The sequence below is a fragment of the Mesorhizobium sp. M0768 genome, from assembly GCF_040320195.1.
Classification (GTDB): domain Bacteria; phylum Pseudomonadota; class Alphaproteobacteria; order Rhizobiales; family Rhizobiaceae; genus Mesorhizobium.
On record NZ_JAMYPD010000004.1, the window covers coordinates 68,562 to 83,624 of the forward strand.

Sequence of the window (15,063 nt, forward strand, 5' to 3'; positions counted from 1 at the left end):
GATTACTTCTTGCGAGCAACCTTCGGGTCGAAATCATCGGCGACATCATCGCTATCAAACGACAGCTTCGGCTCTGCATCCAGATCACTGCCATCCGAGAGGAAAAGCCGCTCCACAAAATGCGTAAATCGACCGCCCTTCACAACGGGACAACTCAATTCGGCCGCCCCGTCCGGAGCAACCATCAAGTAGTATACAGTCCAGCCTTTCTCGTCGGCTTGATGGACCGGAGCATAGCTAGGCAGGCCACCAAACAGGTCATTGCCCGCGCAAAGGCGCTCCGCGCCAGCTCCCTTGCTGGAACGCGGCTTCGGGTCATGGTGATCGCTGCAGGCGATGTCGACGTTCGCAAAGACGATCTTGATGCGCCTTGCCTCATTCCGGATTGTTTCGACACCATTTGTCCGGTCAAGAACCCAATCGGCTCCGACAAACTCATTCCGAAGCGAGAAGGTGCCATAGTGATAAGAGAACGTCCCGGCTGCATTGGCTGGGAAAAATAGGGTCGCATCAGCCGCCGGGCCGACGGCTATGTTCCGAGCAACGAGAAGCTTGGCCCTTTCAAGCTGCAGGTACTCAAGGCGCGGTAGAACCTCCCATTCTTCCCGGAGAACGCGCGTCGGAATCATTTGGGGCATGTGGATAGCTCCGTGCTAACGAATCTTACCATACCGTATGGTTTAAATTATTAACACGCAAGCGCTATTTCTGATTGCCCAACGCTTTTCCGCAGCCTTTTTGGCGATCTCAGCGCGACGCTCTGGCGTCATATTCTCGGCCGCTTCTTTCCGCTCTGCGCCAAGGGCCTTGGCAGTGGGGTCCTTGCCGTCGTCAATCACATCGTCAGCTTTCTCGCCTGTCGCAATGCGCAGGACGCGGACGGCGTTGCCGATCACGTCGGCGGGGCGCTTCTGGCCTTAGGTCCGGTGGGCACTCCTAGTTCTCCGCATGGCTAAAAACGACAGCGCCGTTGTCCTTACGAACTTCAACGGACACGATTCCATCGTCACCCTTTCGGGTTTGGAACATGGAGGTTGCATGATCTTTCGCGGCCTTCTCGTCGTCGAAGATCACCTTGTCGACGATGCCCTGTCTTCCATACCAGATGACAGTGTAGACCATTGTTGCTGCCATGCTTTCCGCTAAGCATATAGGCGTTTTCGCATATGGGGCAAACGGGATAGGCGCTTCCGCGTATTTCAAACTGAGACACTACCGAGCGGGGTAAAGGGTTGCGCGAATGATGAATATGAGCAGCGCGCCGCCCCTCATCCGCCTGCCGGCACCTTCTCCCCGTATAGAGACGGGGCGAAGGAAAGCTCACCCAACCGTTTCTTAATGTGTCTCCGCTACACCAACATCCTGTAAATTGGCGGAAAACGGAGTTTGATCGGGGTGCGCTTTTCCGCGGCGACGACAGCCGGGCGGTTCCTGCCGCAGCGCCTTGCGCTGCGCATCAGGCCGCTGCTTGGCCTGATCGATGCCGTCCTGTTCAGCGCCGGCGCGCGCGGCGAGGCCGGTCGCATGTCGCTGATCGCCTTTTCGGTCCGCATCGTCAGCGCCGTCATCGCCTTCGTCAGCCAGGTTTTGATGGCGCGCTGGATGGGGTCGTTCGAATACGGCATTTTCGTGCTCGTGTGGGTGACGATGGTCATCGTCGGCAATCTCGCCTGCCTCGGCTTCCACACCTCGATCATCCGCTTCATTCCCGAATATCGCGAGCGCGGCATGCTGGCCGAACTGCGCGGCATCGTGCGGGCCAGCCGGCTGTTCGTGCTGGTTGCCTCGACGCTGATCGCCGGCCTCGGCGCGCTCGGCGTCTGGCTACTGTCGCCCTTTATCGAAGACTACTATGTCGTGCCATTCATCCTCGGCATCATCTGCCTGCCGATGATCGCCATGTCCGACCTTCTGCAAGGGCTGGCGCGGGCCAATTCCTGGGCGCTGTTTGCGCTGTCGCCGACCTTTCTGGTGCGGCCGCTGCTGATCCTGGCGTTCATGGCGCTGATGCTGCTGGCGGGCTATGCGCCGGACGCCAGAACGGCGATCTTCGCCGCCATCGCCGCCACCTACGCCACCACGCTCGGCCAGCTTATCGGCGTGACGTCGCGCATCGACAAAAGAATTCCAGCCGGACCGATGAAATTGCATTTCGGCCAATGGTTCATCGTCTCGCTGCCGATCTTCCTGGTCGAGAGCTTCTTCTTCCTGCTCACCAATGCCGACGTGCTGATGGTCGGCGCCTATCTCGATCCCAACGACGTCGCCGTCTATTTCGCCACGGTCAAGACGCTGGCGCTGGTGCATTTCGTCTATTTCGCGGTCAAGGCCGGCGTCGCCCAGCGCTATGCGCAGTTCACCCATGGCGAGCCGCAAAAGCTCGCCGCCTTCGCCCGCGAAACCGTGTCGTGGACTTTCTGGCCGTCGCTGGCGATGGCGCTGCTGGTGCTGGCCTTGGGCGAGCCGATGCTGACCCTGTTCGGCCCGGAATTTTCCGCCGGCTATCCGCTGCTGTTCCTGCTGGTGCTCGGCGTCGTCGCGCGGGCCGCCGTCGGCCCTTGCGAAAGCCTGCTCACCATGAGCGGCAACCAGAATATCTGTGCCGCTGTCTATGCCATGACGCTGGCCTTCAACATCGCGCTTAGCGTCGTGCTGATCCCGCTTTTCGGTCTGTGGGGCGCAGCGATGGCCACCGTCTTCGCCATGATCTTCGAGGCCGGCGCGCTGTCCTTCACGGTCTGGCGCAAGCTCGGCATCGTCATGGTCATTTTCGTGCCCGCCAAAGGAGCCGCCTGATGGCTGCCGTCCCCTTGCTCGAGGAAACCAGCGGCGGCCCGGCCGGCGCCATGGTGTCCGGCCTTGCCGGGCTTGCCCGCGAAGCCGACCCCGCCCATGTCGAGATCCTCGCCAACAACCGGCCCGAGCGCAAGCTTGCCATCTATCCGGCCTCCGCCGGCTTCGACCTGGTCGAGGAGCTCGACTATCTCTGCACCCGCACGATCGAGCCCAACGTCTTCTTCAATCCGCGCTTCCTGGCGCCGGCCATGCCCAGGCTGGAGGACCGCGAGGTGCGGCTGGCCGTCATCCGCGACGGTGACCAGTATCGCAACCGGCTGCGCCTGCTGGTGCCGTTCTCGGTCGAGCGGCCGGTGGTGCCGCTCGGGGTTCCAGTCATGCGCACCTGGTCGAGCCCGTTCGGCCCGATCGGCACGCCCCTGGTCGACCGCGACGATCCGATCGGCGTCATCGAGGATTTCTTCGCGATGCTGTCGAGGCCTCATCTCAAGCTGCCGAAGGTCTTCGTCCTGCCCGACATAAGGCTGGATGGCCCGGTGGCGAGCCTGCTCGCCAGCGTCGCCGAAATGCGCGGCCTAACGCTGGTCACCACCGGCAAGGCCGAGCGCCAGGTGCTCGAAAGCGAGCTCGATGGCGAGGAATATTTGAAAGCTTCGCTGCGCGCGCACCATTATCGCGAGTTCCGCCGCCTGAAACGCCGCCTCGCCGACCTCGGCCGGCTGGAGCATGTCGTGGCGCGCGGGCCTGACGAGATCCGCCACGCCATCGAAAATTTCCTGACGCTGGAGGCTGCCGGCTGGAAAGGCCGCGAACGCACCGCCATGGCCATCGACCGCTACCGCGCCGCCTTCGCCCGCGAGGCGGTGCACCGGCTGGCCGAGCAGGATCTCTGCCGCATCCATTCGCTGACGCTCGACGGCCGCACCATCGCCTGCCTGGTCGTCTTCGTCGAGGCCGGCGTCGCCTACACCTGGAAGACCGCCTATGACGAGACGCTCGCTGCCTATTCGCCGGGCACGCTGCTGATGATCGAGGTGACCAGGCAGCATCTCGACGACCCCAACATCATGATGACCGATTCCTGCGCGGTGCCCGACCATCCGGTGATGAGCCGGCTGTGGAGCGAACGCAAGCCGATGGGCACGCTGGTGATCGGGCTGACGCCGGACGCCGACCGCCCCGCCCGCCAGGCGGCGTCGCAGCTTCACCTCTACCGCGAAACCCGCAACATGGCGCGCCTGCTGCGCAACCGGATGAGGAGCCTGCTGCGCCGGCGCTAGTGCATGGGGTCCAAAGTGGGCCCGACCGTCCGTCTCCGCACCGTCGGCTCTCTCGGGCCTAGGTCGTCAGGGTTAATTCTCCCGATCAGCGGAAAGGATTAGCATCGGCGCAGTCCCAACCGGGATGAGGCGATCAATTACGGCCGCGCGTCCAGCATCACTGCCGCCTCGGTCCTGCACGGCCAGAAGAAAAAAATCTGGGAGGAATGCATGATGAAAACAACTCACCTCAGGCGTGTCGGTATCCTCACCTTGGCAGGTCTCGTTGACGCGTGTCTGAACGCCGCCACTCCTCGGGCGGCCGAACCCGACAAAGCCGAGATCGATGCCCTGCGTAAATCGCTGTCCAGGTATGAAGACTACAAGGTTGCCATTCGCGAGCTTTATCTATCGACGGTAGGATGCGTCTTCTACAGCGGCGAAAAGGTAGAGGGGGCGATGGACTACCCGAAGGGCGCGATGGGCATCCATTTCGTCAACGTCACGACTGTCGGCCCGACCGCGGATCCGACGCGCCCCAATGTGCTGATCTATGAGCCGGTCGGCGGCGAATTGCGCCTGGTCGGCGCGGAATGGCTCGTGCCCTTGACGCCCGACACCAAGGAGCCGCCGAAGCTCTTCGGCCAGACATTCCAGGGGCCGATGGAGGGGCATTATCCGCTCATCCCGAAGGAGTTCCACCACTACGACCTTCACGCCTGGCTGTTCAAGGACAACCCGCTCGGAATGTTCAGCCCGACGAACCCGGACGTGAAATGCGACAATTATGCATTCCCGATGCCGGAGCAGCCGACCAAGATGGTGCCGGGGCCGATGTGAGCGATCTCGTTACCGCCTGAGGCCGTCGGAGGGCCGGCCGCGGCCCCAATAGCAGTTATCCCAGGAGGGCTCCCTGGGATAACGCCAGCCGAGCTCGCTTGAGCGGCCGGATATGGCCTATCCTAACTTTATCCGGCGGTTAGCCAGGACGCTACTTGCTCTCGGTCGACTTCCCGAAAGCCGTGTCATTGGACCTGGCCGCAGCCTCGCTCCGATCGCCGCCGCGAAGCCACATGACATCGCCCTGGCCGACGCTGTCGGCAGGTCGTCACGAAGCGGACGCGGTGACTTTGGGGCGTCCGAACTCGACGTCCCAGCTGCGCTCCTGGGGTGCGGCTTCGCCATTCAGGCCGAGTTTGGGGAAAAGCAATTCAGCGACGTTGAACGCCTCTTCCAGATGCGGATAGCCGGACGCGATGATGGTTTCGATGCCGATCTCCTGATACTCGCGAATGCGCGCGGCAACATTGTCGGGATTGCCGACCAGGGCCGTCCCGCACCGCCGCGCACCAGCCCCGGTCCCGCCCACAGGTTCGGGCCGACGACCAGCCGGTCGCGTCGGCCCTGATGGAGCGCCGACATGCGCTTTTGGCCGACGGATTCCGAAATGTGGACAAATCCCTTCTGGGCTTCGGCGATCAGGTCGTCGGTGACGTGGCTGATCAGCCGGTCGGCCGCCGCCCACGCCTCATCCTCCGTTTCGCGTACGATCAGGTGAACGCGAAGCCCGAAGCGCATCATGCGGCCTTGCGCCGCTGCGGCTTCCCTGACGCGGGCGATCTTTTCGGCAAGCTGGTCCACCGGTTCACCCCAGCTCAGATAGGTATCCACGTGCTTGGCGGCGATCGCGATGCCGGCATCCGAAGAGCCTCCGAACCAGAGTGGCGGATGCGGCCGCTGAACCGGCGGGAAGGAAATGTCGGTGCCGTGGGCGGAAAGATATTTGCCGTCGAAATCCGCCGGCTCACCCGAAAGGATCCGCCGCCAGATCGTCAGGAACTCGTCGGTCTGTGCATAGCGCTCGTCATGACTGAGCTTGTTGCCGTCGCCGGCGAGATCGGCCGGGTCGGCTCCAGTGACGACATTGAGCAGGACACGACCACCGGAAATGCGGTCCAGAGTGGCCGCATGACGCGCAAACAGCGCCGGTGTTCCGCTGCCCGGCCGAAGTGCCACGAGGAACCTCAGCCGTTCGGTGAGCGGGATCAGCCCGGCCGCCACGATCCAGGCGTCTTCGCAACGCGTTCCTGTCGGCAGGAGCACGCCCTTGAAGCCAAGCCGGTCCGCAGCCTGGGCGATCTCCCTGAGATAGCCGAAGGTTGCCGGGCGGTGCCGCTCGTCCGTGCCGAGATACGGTCCATCGCCATGGGTCGGCAGATACCAGTAGAGGTCGAGCGGACGGGTGTTGCTGGACATCGGATTGTTTCCTTCAGCGATTGCGGAATGTCTAGGCAAGCGTCAGATCTTGCCCTTCCAGGGGATGAGGCGATGCTCCAGCCAGCGCATGCCGCTGGTAAAGGCGAAGGCAAGAATGGCGATGACGATGAGGCCGACGAAGACGACGTCGGTGGCGAGGAAATTGGCCGCCGACATGATCATGTAGCCGAGGCCCGACTGGGCCGCGATCAGCTCGGCCGCTACCAGCGTGGACAATCCGGCGCCGATGGCAATCTTCAGGCCGGTCATGATTTCCGGCAACGCGGACGGCAGGATGATGCTGGTGAAAAGTTGCAGCCGGCTCGCACCGAGCGACAGCGCGGCATTGATGCGTTCGGCCGGCACCGACCGGACGCCGGCCTGTGCGGCAAAACAGATCGGGGCGAAGGTCGACAGCGACAGGAGCACGATCTTGGACGTTTCGCCGATGCCCAGCCAGATGATCAGCAGCGGCAGGTAGGCCAAAGGCGGCAGACCCCAGTAGAGATCGATCGGAACGCTGAAGATGCCCTTGACCCAGCGATTGAGTCCCATCAGCAGGCCGAGCGGAATGCCCAGGAAAATGCCGACACCGAGCGCCGCGGCGATGCGGCCGAGGCTGGCGAGTGTGTGCTCGAGGAGCGTACCGTTGGCATAGCCATCGGCCCAGACGGCGCTGAACTGGGTCAGTACCTCGGCGGGCGACGGCAGGAACAGCGGCGACGCCCAGCCGAAGCGCGTGGCCAAAAACCACAAGGCGATGAGCGACGCCAGGGTGACCAGGCTGATGCCGAGCGTGCTTGTCGAAGCGGACCGGCGCGTCTTGGGAGACGGCGCGCGCTGAGCTATCGAAGACGAAAAAGAGGTTCCGGAATTGGCGGCGAGCGTCATTGCAAGGTTCCTGTGCGGGCGCCTTCCGGCTGGTGGATGAGCGAGCGGATTTCCTGCCGCAGTTCGATGAAACGCGGGTGGGACTGGATCGGCCCGATGTCGCCGCTCTCAGCGAAGTCGCGAACGAAGTCGGCGTCGAACCGGGCAACGATGCGGCCTGGTCGAGGCGACATCACAACGATGGTGGTGCCGAGCGTGAGGGCTTCCTCGATCGAATGGGTAATGAACAGGATCTGCTTGCCGGTCTTGGCCCAGACCGAGGCCAGAAGCTGCTGCATCGTCTCGCGCGTCAGGCTGTCGAGGGCGCCGAACGGCTCGTCCATCAGCAGGATCTTCGGATCGGTGGCCAGCGCCCGCGCGATGCCGACGCGCTGGCGCATGCCGCCGGACAGTTCATAGGGCGGCTTTTCGGCGAAATCGGCGAGCCCGACCAGTTCCAGCAGACGCCTCGATCGCTCATGGCGTTCACCGCGCCGCACGCCCCGGTATTTCAGGCCGAGAGCGACATTGTCCAGCACATTGGCCCAGGGCAGCAAGGTATCTTTCTGGAAGACGACGCCACGATCGCCGCCGGGCGCGACAATTTCTTTTCCGTCCAGTGTGATCGTGCCTTCGGTGAGCGGCAGGAAGCCGGCGATCGCGTTGAGCAATGTCGACTTGCCGCATCCGGAAGCACCAACCGCGACAACGATGGAATCTGGAGCGATATCGAGCGAGACGTGATCAAGCGCGTGTACGTCCTGGCCATCCGAGGCCGGAAAAGTCACGCTGGCATCGCGGATTCGAAGCATGGTGGGCCTCCAAGCAGTCTGGCTGGCGAGAATTCCGCCAGCCAGAACCTGAATGTCGTCAGGTGATTTCTAGTTGGAGGCCTTGGCAGCGTCTGCGTATTCCGGATCGGCGAACGCGGCGTAGCTGTCCTTGATGGCGGTGATCTTGTGCTGGTCCTTCAGGAAGCCCGCAGTGTCCTTGAGGATTTTCGCAACGGCGCTCTTCTCACCACCGCCCAGCCATTTGTCGGACACCTGCTCGTCGAGCGGCGGAACCACTGTTGTCTTCAACTGCTCCGAATTCTCGGCCGCCGTGCCGCCCTGCAATTTGGCGATCAGCTTGGCGCTCTCGGAGTCCGGTCCCCATGCGGCCGGGTTGCTCAGGTAGGCGGTGTTGTAGCCGTCGATCAGCCGGACATACTGGCCGAGGAAGTCGGGATTGGCCTTGGCGAAATCGCCGGTCACGACCAGCGCGCTGAAGGTCGGCGCGCCACGGTCGGCGACCTGGCCGGCTGTGAGCAGAACCTTGCCGTCCTTTTTGAGTTCAGAGAGTGCCGGATCCCAGACGAAGGCCCCGTCAATGTCGCCGCGCTTCCAGGCAGCGACGATTTCGGGCTGCGGAATGGCGATGACCTGGGTTTCTTTCTCCGAAATGCCTTCCTGCTTGAGGACGGCGAGAAGCTGGTAATGATCCGTCGATACCGGCGCGGCCGCGAGCTTCTTGCCCCGCAGGTCGGCCGGCGACTTGATATCGGGCCGCACCACCAGGGCTTCTCCGTCACGGGAGACCGAGGAGATGTAGAAGGCCTTCACGTCGATGCCCCTGCTGACGGCTGCGGCGAACGGGCTTGATCCGACATCGCCGATCTGGACGTCGCCGGATGCGATGGCAGCAAAGATGTCAGCACCGGAATTGAAGCGGCGGTATTCGATGTTCCAGCCGGTTTTCTTGGCAAGATCGCCATTGGCAATACCGAGATTGTAGGGATTGGCACCGGTCTGGTAGGCGATGACGACTTTCTTGTCGTCGGCATGCGCTGCAGCGGATGTCGCCGCTATGGCAAGCCCGACAAGGGCGGCGGAAATAAGTTTTCGCATGGAGCCTTAATCCTTTTGAACAGAGGGCAAACCCCTCGACTGCCCGCCCTATTCAAAGAGCGTTGGATTAAAGTCCACTGATATTATAGACTTAGATAGCAATGGAATTCTTAAAATCAGCTCGCGCTTAAAAAAGAATTCGGATTTAGACGGCACGCTGTCGCCCGCGGGATTATTCAGGCGCAAAACGCGGAGTGCTTAAGGGCCGCGCCTTGGCTATATATCGCCTATCAGGCACTTGCCTTGGCACTTTATCCGTCAGCCCGAAGCCGCCCGGACCGGTTGGCTCTTTGGCTGGCGCGCTGAAAGCAGGGCAACGAATTGATCCACGGCCTGCCCGGCCCGCACCAGAACCAGCGAATCTACGAGCTTGCCGCCGGCAAAGTCGCTGTCACTGCCATAGACGGCGCTCGGCACCGTCAGGGCGGAGTAAAAGCCAAACAGCGGGCGAAGCTGATGTTCGACTACCAGCGCGTGGCGCTGGCCACCACCCGTCGCGCCGATCAGGACCGGCCGATCGATGAGCGCCAGTGGATCGATGAGGTCGAACAGATGCTTGAACAGGCCAGCATAGGAGCCGTTGTAGACCGGCGTCGTGACGATCAGCGCGTCGGCCTGTTCGACCGCGTTTACCACATTCAGCGCCTCCGGCGTCAATTCCCTTCGCGTAAACGCAGCACCCAGGCCACGGCCGGCATCGACAAGATCGAGGAAATTTACTGTGACAGACAATCTTTCGCGCAGCGCCTCGCCGAGATGATGCGCCAGCGTCCGCGACTTCGACGGCCTGTGGGTGTTGCCCGAAAGCACGACGATGTTCTGGCGCAGCCGTTCGACGTGGAAATTCATGGGCTCTCTCATCTGTCCAAAGCAATTGGAAACGCGGGCGGGGCCGCCGGCCCCGCCATTTCGTCGGCGACCGTCAGGCGGCGCGCAGAGGCCGTGTCAGCGGGATCGGCGCGGCCGGCTCCGAACGCGGCACGCGGCCTTCGACCGGATGGCTCGGATCATTGAACCCATGCGTTGAGGCATGACCGGCAGTGACGAGGCGGTCGACAAAGGCCTCGTCCTCGGCGCTCAGCCTGAAGTCCAATGCCTTCGCATAGCTGTCCCACTGTTCCTCGGTACGCGGGCCGGCGATCGCCGCCGTGATCAGCCGGTTGTTCAACACCCAGGCCAGCGCGAAATCGGCGGCCGAGACGCCGCGCGACTTTGCGTGCGCCGCGATCTGCCTGGCGATCTCGATCGATTCCGGGCGCCACTCGGTCTCGGCGATGCGCTTGTCGCCACGGCCGGCCCGCGTGTCGGCGGCAGGCGCCTGGTTCGGCTCGTATTTGCCGGTCAGCACGCCGCGCGCCAGCGGGCTGTAGGAGACGACGCCAAGACCGTAATAGGCGGCCGCCGGCAGCTGTTCGGCCTCGGCGGTGCGGTTGACGATGTTATAGAGCGGCTGGCTGGCTACCGGCCGGTCGATGCCGAGTTCATCGGCCAGATGCGCGACTTCGGCGATGCGCCAGCCACGAAAGTTGGAGACGCCGAAATAGCGCAGCTTGCCCTGGCGGATCAGGTCGGCGATCGCCCGCACCGGCTCTTCCAGCGGCGCATCGAAGACGGCGCGGTGGAAGTAGAACAGGTCGATATAGTCTGTTCCCAGGCGCCGCAGGCTGTTCTCGACCGTCTGGATCACCCATTTGCGCGAATGGCCGCCGAGATTAGGCCCCTTGTCATGCGAGTTGACGAACTTGGTCGCCACGACCCAATGATCGCGCGTCGCCTTGATGCCGCGACCGACGACTTCCTCGGACTTGCCGTTGTGGTAGACGTCGGCGGTGTCGATGAAGTTGATGCCTTGCTCGCGCGCCTTGTCGATGATGCGATGCGCGACCGTCTCCTCGGTCGGCCCGCCGAACATCATCGTGCCCAGGCTGAGCGGCGAAACCTTCAGGGCGCTGCGGCCAAGATAGCGGTAGTCGGACATTTTTCTGCTCCGTTGAATTTCAGTTGATGGTTGGTTCGGCGTAGTGGCAGGCGACATGGTGTCCCGGCGAGATCGCCCGGAACGCCGGTTCCTGCGAACGGCACAGATCGGTCGCCAGCGGGCAGCGGGTATGGAAACGGCAGCCGCTGGGGATGTTCTGCGGGCTTGGCAGATCGCCATGGATCGGCGCGGCCTGACGTCGGCGCGCCGGGTCCGGCACGGCATCCATCAGCGCGCGCGTGTAGGGATGCTTTGGCGAGGTCCACAGCGCCGCATTGTCGGCGCTTTCGACAATGCGTCCGAGATACATAACCAGCACCCGGTCGGCGAAATAGCGAACGACTGATAGATCGTGCGAAATGAAGAGATAGGACAGGCCGAGCTGACGTTTCATGTCGACCAGCAGGTTCAGAATCTGCGCCTGGATCGAAAGGTCGAGCGCCGACACCGGCTCGTCGCACACAACCAGTTCCGGATTGAGGATCAGCGCCCGGGCGATGCCGATGCGCTGGCGTTGCCCGCCGGAAAATTCATGCGGGTAGCGGCCAAGCGAATCCCTCGGCAGACCGACACGCTCGATGATGTCCTCGACGATGGTGCGCCGCTCGGCCGTGTTGCCGATGCCATGGACCTTCAGTGGTGCTGTCAGGATGTCGCCGATCGTGTGGCGCGGATTGAGCGATGCGAACGGATCCTGGAAGATCATCTGGATATTACGGCGCGCCGCCTTCAGCCGGCGCGCGTCGAGAACGGTGATGTCGGTGCCGTTGAACTCGATCCTGCCGCTAGTCGGGTCGACCAGCCGCATGATGGTCTTGCCTAGCGTCGATTTTCCGCAACCGCTTTCGCCGACGAGACCAACCGTCTCGCCGCGTCCGACTTCGAGGGATACGCCATCGACGGCCCGCAGCGTGCCGCCCTGGGCGTGGAAATGGGTGGAAAGGTCAGAGACCGAGAGCAGCGCCATGCGCAACCTCCGGAATGAAGCTGTAGGGGCAGGCGACTAGACGATCCTCGCTCACCTCGACGAGGTCGGGTACGAAATGGGCGCAGCTGTCGCGCGCCACCGCGCAGCGCGGGCGGAACGGGCAGCCTTTTTCGCCGGCGGCCGAGACGATACTGCCGGGAATCTCCGTCAGCCTGGCGTCGCGGTAGTGGAGATTGGTCTTCAGCCGCGGCGACGCCGCCAGCAGGCCGCGCGTATAGGGGTGAAGGGGTGTTCTGAACAGTGCGTCCGGCAGCGCCTGCTCAACCTTGCGGCCGGCATACATGACGACGACCTTGTCGGCCCATTGTGCGACGACACCAAGATCGTGGGTGATGAGCATGACAGCCATCGACAGTTCGCGGCGCAGCGTATCGAGCAGGTCGAGCACCTGCGCCTGGATGGTCACGTCGAGCGCCGTCGTCGGTTCGTCGGCAATCAGCAGGCGCGGCCGGCAGGCGACGGCGATGGCAATCATGATGCGCTGGCGCATGCCGCCGGAAAGCTGGTGCGGATAGTCATCGATGCGCCGCTGCGGATCGGGAATGCGAACCAGATTGAGAAGCTCGATGGCACGGTTCCGCGCTGCCTTGCCGCGTATGCCTTCGTGCAGCGTCAGCACCTCGGTGATCTGCCGGCCGATGGTCAGCACCGGATTGAGCGACGTCATCGGCTCCTGGAAGATCATGGCGATCTCGCGTCCGCGCAGGCTCCGCATAGCCTTCTGGTCGAGACCGAGCAGATCCTTGCCGGCGAATTCGATCCTGCCATTGGGTATTTTCGCCGAGCGCGGCAGAAGCTGCATCAGGGCGAGCGCGGTCAGCGACTTGCCGGAGCCTGATTCACCAACGATCGCCAGCGTCTCGCCCTCACCGACCTCGAAGCTCAGCCGGCTGACCGGCTCGGCGGTCGGGAAGCGAACCGTCAGATTGTCGATCCTGAGCAAAGGAGCCGCCATCTCTATCGCTCCTGTGAGAAGCGCGGGTTGAGCGCGTCGTTGAGGCCGTCACCGATCAGGTTCAGCGCCAGCACGGTAAAGACGATCGCCAGTCCCGGAAGCGCTGTCAGATACCAAGCGGTGCGGATCAATTCCCTGCCCGCTCCGATCATCGAGCCCCAGCTGACGACGTTGGGATCGCCGAGGCCCATGAAGGACAGCGCCGATTCCATCAGGATCGCGGTCGCCACCATCACCGACGAGGTCACGATCAACGGCGGCAGCGCATTGGGCAGGATCTCGCGGAAGATAATGCGGACATGGCCGTAACCGAGGCTGCGGGCGGCCATGACGAAATCCTTCTCGCGGATGGCCCGGAACTCGGCGCGGGTCAACCGCGCCACCGTCGGCCAGGTGATGACGGCGATCGCCACTGTCACGACAGGCGCGGTCGGCTGCGCGATCGCCACCATGACGACCAGCAGCACGAAGCTCGGTATGGTCTGAAAGATCTCGATCAGGCGCACCAGCAGGTCGTCGATCCAGCCGCCGAAGTAGCCGGCGGCGGCGCCGACCAGGATGCCGAAGCTGAGGCCGAGCGCGGTCGCCACCAGGCCGACGAACAGCGAAATCCGCGCGCCATGCAGAATGCCCGAAAGCACATCGCGGCCCATGGAGTCCGTGCCCAGTGGGAAGGCTGGGTTCTGGCCCGGCCACAGGAAGGGCCGCGCCACCATCGATAGCGGATCGGCCGGATAGAGGACTGGTGCGAGCAGTGCGGCCAGCACGACCAGTGACAGGAACACAACGCCGAACATGGCGTTGGGATTGCGCAGGAAAACCTTCAGCGCACGCCCGCCAGCGGCTATCGGCACCGACGCTGCCGAAGCGGAGCGTGCGTCGGGCGCGTGGAGATTGCTCCAACTCTTTGCCTCGGGTTCAGGCGGTGCCGCGGGCCCGCGGGCATCGGCATGGAGACGGCGGGAACGGGCATCGCCCGCGGCGAAATCGGTGGAAGCCATCAGCGTACTCCGATGCGGGGATCGAGCCAGGCGTGCAGAAGATCGACGGTCGCGTTGGCGATGATCACCAGCAGCGACGACAACAGAAGGATGCCGAGCAGCACGGTGAAATCGCGGCCCATGACCGCTTCGAAGGCGAGACGCCCGAGGCCGGGCCAGGAATAGACAGTCTCGACAACCACGGCGCCGCCGAGCATGCCGCCGACATGCATGCCGGCCATGGTGGTAATGGGGATCAGCGCGTTGCGCAGGACATGGCGAATGGTGATGATGGCCGGCGGCAGGCCCTTGGCTGCGGCGGTGCGCACGTAGTCCTGCGACTGGACCTCCAGCATCGCCGCTCGTGTCAGCCGCGCATAGATCGCCACGTAGAACAGCGCCAGCGACAGTGCCGGCAGGATCATGTAGCGCGCCCTGTCCCAGAGCCCGGCAAGGCCGGTCAGGTTGCTGCCGATGGTTCCCGAGCCGCCGCTCGGCAGCCAGCCGAGCTTGACCGAAAACAGCACGATCAGCATCAAGCCGATCCAGAAACCCGGGATTGAATAGAACAGCAGCGAAATAACGGAGAGCACACGATCCGGCAGGCGCCCGGCAAACACCGCCATCACCGATCCAAGGGCGAGGCCGAGCACAATGGCGACGGCCAGAGCCACCGCCATCAGCACTAGCGTGCCGGGCAGCCGCTGGCCGATCAGGTCGGCGACCGGCATGCCGTAGCGCGGCGAAAAGCCGAGGCTGAAATGCGCCAGATTGTAGAGATAGTTGAACAGCTGGACGAGAAGCGGATTGTCGAGCCCGAAGCGCTGGCGAAGCGCCGCCATCGTTTCGACAGTGGCCGAGCCAGCCTCGCCGGCCATGACATCGGCGGCATCGCCGGGCGCGAGCTGCAGCAGGAAGAAGTTCAGGATGACGATGCCCAGAACGGTCGGCACCGCCTGGATGGCGGTGCGCCGGAAGGTTCTGCCAATGCGCGTCAGGGTCGACATCGTTTTCGCTATCCCGGCTGTGGCTGACGATGCGGGTTTGCTGTTTCCCGGAAAGTTCCGCGCTTTTTAGTTGACAAGATTTATA

General features: G+C 63.3%; 15 protein-coding genes and 1 pseudogene. 3 read left to right on the forward strand and 13 right to left on the reverse strand.

Annotated features, from left to right (window positions below; translation table 11 throughout):
- Nucleotides 1-2: 2 nt before the first annotated feature.
- The 3 genes from NKI08_RS06870 to NKI08_RS06880 are packed head-to-tail and all read right to left on the reverse strand — an operon-like array spanning nucleotide 3 to nucleotide 1,122.
- Nucleotides 3-638 carry a hypothetical protein gene (locus tag NKI08_RS06870; protein ID WP_352767993.1) on the reverse strand — a complete coding sequence of 212 codons (636 nt, stop codon included), beginning with the start codon at nucleotides 636-638 and terminating at the stop codon, nucleotides 3-5.
- Nucleotides 639-680: 42 nt separating this feature from the next.
- Nucleotides 681-896, reverse strand: coding sequence for an RNA-binding protein (locus NKI08_RS06875; RefSeq protein ID WP_352683016.1), 216 nt, complete (start codon nucleotides 894-896; stop codon nucleotides 681-683).
- A 40-nt stretch (nucleotides 897-936) separates the two neighbouring features.
- Nucleotides 937-1,122 (reverse strand): hypothetical protein, encoded by a 186-nt coding sequence (locus tag NKI08_RS06880; protein WP_352767996.1) that lies wholly within the window; start codon nucleotides 1,120-1,122, stop codon nucleotides 937-939.
- 273 nt (nucleotides 1,123-1,395) lie between these two features.
- Here NKI08_RS06880 and NKI08_RS06885 point away from each other — a divergent pair, with 273 nt between their 5' ends.
- The 3 genes from NKI08_RS06885 (at nucleotide 1,396) to NKI08_RS06895 (ending at nucleotide 4,895) form a co-directional block, all read left to right on the forward strand.
- The gene (locus NKI08_RS06885; protein ID WP_352767999.1) at nucleotides 1,396-2,796 is read left to right on the forward strand and encodes a lipopolysaccharide biosynthesis protein; all 1,401 of its coding nucleotides are present in this window, start codon (nucleotides 1,396-1,398) and stop codon (nucleotides 2,794-2,796) included.
- Nucleotides 2,796-4,076, forward strand: a complete 1,281-nt coding sequence (locus NKI08_RS06890; RefSeq protein WP_352768002.1) for a GNAT family N-acetyltransferase — start codon at nucleotides 2,796-2,798, stop codon at nucleotides 4,074-4,076. The genes NKI08_RS06885 and NKI08_RS06890 overlap by 1 nt, the downstream gene beginning before the upstream one ends.
- A 210-nt stretch (nucleotides 4,077-4,286) precedes the next feature.
- A complete protein-coding gene (locus NKI08_RS06895; protein WP_352768005.1) occupies nucleotides 4,287-4,895 on the forward strand; it encodes a hypothetical protein in 609 nt (202 codons plus the stop codon).
- Nucleotides 4,896-5,163: 268 nt separating this feature from the next.
- On the opposite strand, the pseudogene ssuD reads toward NKI08_RS06895, so the two are convergent.
- From ssuD to NKI08_RS06945, 10 genes and pseudogenes are all read right to left on the reverse strand, one after another.
- Nucleotides 5,164-6,311, reverse strand: a pseudogene (gene ssuD / locus NKI08_RS06900) (FMNH2-dependent alkanesulfonate monooxygenase).
- A gap of 42 nt (nucleotides 6,312-6,353) precedes the next feature.
- Nucleotides 6,354-7,202, reverse strand: a complete 849-nt coding sequence (locus NKI08_RS06905; RefSeq protein WP_352542466.1) for an ABC transporter permease subunit — start codon at nucleotides 7,200-7,202, stop codon at nucleotides 6,354-6,356.
- Complete coding sequence (locus tag NKI08_RS06910) at nucleotides 7,199-7,993, reverse strand: taurine ABC transporter ATP-binding protein (protein WP_352471351.1); 795 nt, start codon at nucleotides 7,991-7,993, stop codon at nucleotides 7,199-7,201. The genes NKI08_RS06905 and NKI08_RS06910 overlap by 4 nt, the downstream gene beginning before the upstream one ends.
- A 69-nt stretch (nucleotides 7,994-8,062) precedes the next feature.
- Complete coding sequence (gene tauA, locus NKI08_RS06915; protein WP_352542464.1) at nucleotides 8,063-9,070, reverse strand: taurine ABC transporter substrate-binding protein; 1,008 nt, start codon at nucleotides 9,068-9,070, stop codon at nucleotides 8,063-8,065.
- A gap of 258 nt (nucleotides 9,071-9,328) precedes the next feature.
- On the reverse strand, nucleotides 9,329-9,919 hold the full coding sequence (gene msuE, locus NKI08_RS06920; RefSeq protein ID WP_352768009.1) for an FMN reductase: 591 nt from the start codon (nucleotides 9,917-9,919) through the stop codon (nucleotides 9,329-9,331).
- 73 nt (nucleotides 9,920-9,992) lie between these two features.
- A complete protein-coding gene (locus NKI08_RS06925; RefSeq protein ID WP_352623097.1) occupies nucleotides 9,993-11,048 on the reverse strand; it encodes an aldo/keto reductase in 1,056 nt (351 codons plus the stop codon).
- Nucleotides 11,049-11,067: 19 nt separating this feature from the next.
- The gene (locus tag NKI08_RS06930; protein WP_352768011.1) at nucleotides 11,068-12,015 is read right to left on the reverse strand and encodes an ABC transporter ATP-binding protein; all 948 of its coding nucleotides are present in this window, start codon (nucleotides 12,013-12,015) and stop codon (nucleotides 11,068-11,070) included.
- Nucleotides 11,993-12,991, reverse strand: a complete 999-nt coding sequence (locus NKI08_RS06935) for an ABC transporter ATP-binding protein (protein ID WP_352471356.1) — start codon at nucleotides 12,989-12,991, stop codon at nucleotides 11,993-11,995. The genes NKI08_RS06930 and NKI08_RS06935 overlap by 23 nt, the downstream gene beginning before the upstream one ends.
- A 2-nt stretch (nucleotides 12,992-12,993) precedes the next feature.
- Nucleotides 12,994-13,992, reverse strand: coding sequence for an ABC transporter permease (locus tag NKI08_RS06940; RefSeq protein WP_352471358.1), 999 nt, complete (start codon nucleotides 13,990-13,992; stop codon nucleotides 12,994-12,996).
- The gene (locus NKI08_RS06945; RefSeq protein ID WP_352449708.1) at nucleotides 13,992-14,978 is read right to left on the reverse strand and encodes an ABC transporter permease; all 987 of its coding nucleotides are present in this window, start codon (nucleotides 14,976-14,978) and stop codon (nucleotides 13,992-13,994) included. The genes NKI08_RS06940 and NKI08_RS06945 overlap by 1 nt, the downstream gene beginning before the upstream one ends.
- Nucleotides 14,979-15,063: the final 85 nt, after the last annotated feature.

Bases quoted from the DNA above. Each gene is read 5' to 3' on its own strand.
- NKI08_RS06870 (WP_352767993.1), bottom strand. From the start codon at position 638: ATGCCCCAAATGATTCCGACGCGCGTTCTCCGGGAAGAATGGGAGGTT.
- NKI08_RS06880 (WP_352767996.1), bottom strand. From the start codon at position 1,122: ATGGTCTACACTGTCATCTGGTATGGAAGACAGGGCATCGTCGACAAG.
- NKI08_RS06890 (WP_352768002.1), top strand. From the start codon at position 2,796: ATGGCTGCCGTCCCCTTGCTCGAGGAAACCAGCGGCGGCCCGGCCGGC.
- NKI08_RS06895 (WP_352768005.1), top strand. From the start codon at position 4,287: ATGATGAAAACAACTCACCTCAGGCGTGTCGGTATCCTCACCTTGGCA.
- NKI08_RS06905 (WP_352542466.1), bottom strand. From the start codon at position 7,202: ATGACGCTCGCCGCCAATTCCGGAACCTCTTTTTCGTCTTCGATAGCT.
- NKI08_RS06910 (WP_352471351.1), bottom strand. From the start codon at position 7,993: ATGCTTCGAATCCGCGATGCCAGCGTGACTTTTCCGGCCTCGGATGGC.
- tauA (WP_352542464.1), bottom strand. From the start codon at position 9,070: ATGCGAAAACTTATTTCCGCCGCCCTTGTCGGGCTTGCCATAGCGGCG.
- msuE (WP_352768009.1), bottom strand. From the start codon at position 9,919: ATGAATTTCCACGTCGAACGGCTGCGCCAGAACATCGTCGTGCTTTCG.
- NKI08_RS06925 (WP_352623097.1), bottom strand. From the start codon at position 11,048: ATGTCCGACTACCGCTATCTTGGCCGCAGCGCCCTGAAGGTTTCGCCG.
- NKI08_RS06930 (WP_352768011.1), bottom strand. From the start codon at position 12,015: ATGGCGCTGCTCTCGGTCTCTGACCTTTCCACCCATTTCCACGCCCAG.
- NKI08_RS06935 (WP_352471356.1), bottom strand. From the start codon at position 12,991: ATGGCGGCTCCTTTGCTCAGGATCGACAATCTGACGGTTCGCTTCCCG.
- NKI08_RS06940 (WP_352471358.1), bottom strand. From the start codon at position 13,992: ATGGCTTCCACCGATTTCGCCGCGGGCGATGCCCGTTCCCGCCGTCTC.
- NKI08_RS06945 (WP_352449708.1), bottom strand. From the start codon at position 14,978: ATGTCGACCCTGACGCGCATTGGCAGAACCTTCCGGCGCACCGCCATC.